Source organism: Mesorhizobium sp. M7A.F.Ca.ET.027.03.2.1, assembly GCF_003999175.1.
GTDB lineage: Bacteria > Pseudomonadota > Alphaproteobacteria > Rhizobiales > Rhizobiaceae > Mesorhizobium.
The window spans coordinates 1-1,675 of the sequence record NZ_RZOM01001222.1 but is presented as its reverse complement, the minus strand read 5'-3'; the positions used below and the strand labels follow the sequence as shown (position 1 = coordinate 1,675).

Sequence of the window (1,675 nt, the reverse complement as noted above, 5' to 3'; positions counted from 1 at the left end):
GCTACGGCCTGATCAATTATGCCGACGGCGCGCTGCTGTGGCCCGACCAGCATGGCGGCATAAGACTGGCCGAGGGCGGCAAGGGCGTCGCCATCATCACCCAGTCCTCAAACATCGCCATCAACATGACCATGCAGAGGCGCGGCCTGCCGATCGCCTTCCTGATGACCGCCGGCAACCAGGCGCAGACCGGCCTGTCCGAAATGGCGCTCGGCCTGATCGAGGACGAGCGGGTCACGTCGCTCGGCCTGCATATCGAGGCCTTCGATTCGGTAGCCGGCTTCGAGAGGCTGGCGGCACGGGCGCGCGAGCTGAAAAAGCCGATCATCGCCATGAAGGTCGGCCGTTCCGAACAGGCCAGGCAGGCGACCGTCTCGCATACCGCCTCGCTGGCCGGCTCGGACACGGCCTCGGGTGCGTTCCTGCGGCGGCTCGGCATTGCGCGTGTCGATTCGATCCCCGCCTTCATCGAAGCGTTGAAGCTGCTGCATATCACCGGACCTTTACCCGGCTATAGGCTGTCGTCGATGAGCTGCTCCGGCGGCGAGGCCTCTGTCATGGCCGACAGCGCCGAAGGGCGCTGGGTCAATTTCCCTGTGCTGACCGACAGCCACCGCGCCCATGTCAAATCGACGCTCGGGCCGCTGGTCGCGGTCGCCAATCCCTTGGACTATCACACCTTCATCTGGAACAACGAGCCGGCGATGACCGCCACCTTCACCGCAATGGTGTCGGGCGGCTTCGACCTCAACATGCTGGTGCTGGATTTTCCGCGACCTGATCGTTGTTCGGTCACCGATTGGTGGGCGACGCTGCGCGCCTTCGAATCGGCGCTGAAGACCAACAAGGCACATGGCGCGATCGTCTCGTCGCTGCCGGAAAACCTGCCGGAGGAGTACACGGCCGAGCTGATGGCGCGCGGCATGGTGCCGTTGTTCGGCATTTCGGAAGCCATGGATGCCGCCGGGGCGGCGGCCTTCATCGGTTGGGCTTGGGCCGAACCGCAGGCGCAGCCGATCGACACTTCTGCTGCCGGTGCGCCTGGTGGCGACCATGTCACGCCCGACGAGGCCGAAGCAAAATCGCGGCTGATCAAGGCCGGCCTGCCGGTGCCGAAAGGCGAACGGGCCGCCAATGCGGTCGAGGCGGTGATTTCGTCGATGGCGCTCGGCTTTCCCGTCGCACTGAAGGCGCTCGGCGTCAGCCACAAATCCGAAGTTGGCGCCGTCAGGCTCAACCTCAGGGATGCCGAATCCGTCAGCACCGCGGCGCATGACCTCTTGCCGCTCGGCACCGGGCTCTATGTCGAGCGCATGGTGCGCGACGGTGTCGCGGAACTGATCGTCGGCTTCACCCGCGACCCGATGTTCGGCGCGGTGATGACCTTGGGCACCGGCGGCGTGCTGGTCGAATTGTTGCGCGACAGCGTCACGCTGATGCTGCCGGCGACGCGCGACGATATCGAGGCGGCGCTGCGCGGCCTGAAACTGTTCCCGCTGCTCGAGGGCTATCGCGGCCGGCCGAAAGCTGATGTCGCGGCTGCCATCGATGCCATTTCGGGCATTGCCGCCTTCGTGCAGCAGAATGCCGGCGAGATCGAGGAACTCGACATCAACCCGCTGATCGTCTGTGCAGAGGGCAAGGGCGCCTGGATCGCCGACGCGCTGCTGGTGCT

At 65.7% G+C, this 1,675-nt stretch carries 1 protein-coding gene; it reads left to right on the top strand.

Annotated elements, in window-relative coordinates; translation table 11 throughout:
* Nucleotides 1–1,675: acetate--CoA ligase family protein (locus EN750_RS33190; RefSeq protein WP_145968151.1), on the top strand; the 1,675-nt coding region annotated here is incomplete at both ends.